The sequence below is a fragment of the Streptomyces varsoviensis genome (genome assembly GCF_000718635.1).
In the GTDB taxonomy this organism is placed as follows: Bacteria; Actinomycetota; Actinomycetes; order Streptomycetales; family Streptomycetaceae; genus Streptomyces; species Streptomyces varsoviensis.
Window position 1 is genome coordinate 1 of record NZ_JOBF01000080.1, and the last position, 576, is coordinate 576.

The window sequence follows — 576 nt, forward strand, 5'->3', positions numbered from 1 at the left end:
CGTGTTCCTGGGCCTGGACGTCGGCAAGAGTACTCACCACGGCCACGGACTCACCCCGGCCGGCAAGAAGGTCTTCGACAAGCCGCTGCCCAACAGCGAACCGAAGCTGCGGGCCGTGTTCGACAAGCTGACCGCGAAGTTCACCACCGTCCTGGTGATCGTGGACCAGCCCGCCTCGATCGGCGCCCTGCCCCTGACCGTGGCCCGCGACGCCGGCTGCCAAGTGACCTACCTGCCCGGCCTGGCCATGCGCCGGATCGCCGACCTCTACCCCGGCGAGGCGAAAACCGACGCGAAGGACGCGGCCGTGATCGCGGACGCGGCCCGCACCATGCCGCACACCCTGCTGACCGACGAGATCACCGCCGAACTCACCGTCCTCGTCGGCTTCGACCAGGACCTCGCCGCCGAGGCCACCCGCACCTCCAACCGCATCCGCGGCCTGCTCACCCAGTTCCACCCGTCGCTGGAACGGGCCCTGGGCCCCCGCCTCGACCACCAGGCCGTCACCTGGCTCCTGGAACGCCACGGCTCCCCGGCCGCCCTGCGCAAAGCCGGCCGCCGCAGACTCCTCGA

Annotated in this window: 1 protein-coding gene; it reads left to right on the plus strand. The window is 71.2% G+C overall.

What is annotated here, in order from left to right; all coding sequences use genetic code 11:
• Position 1: 1 nt before the first annotated feature.
• On the plus strand, positions 2-576 hold a 575-nt coding region (locus IF55_RS35675; RefSeq protein WP_245661682.1), incomplete at its 3' end, for an IS110 family transposase.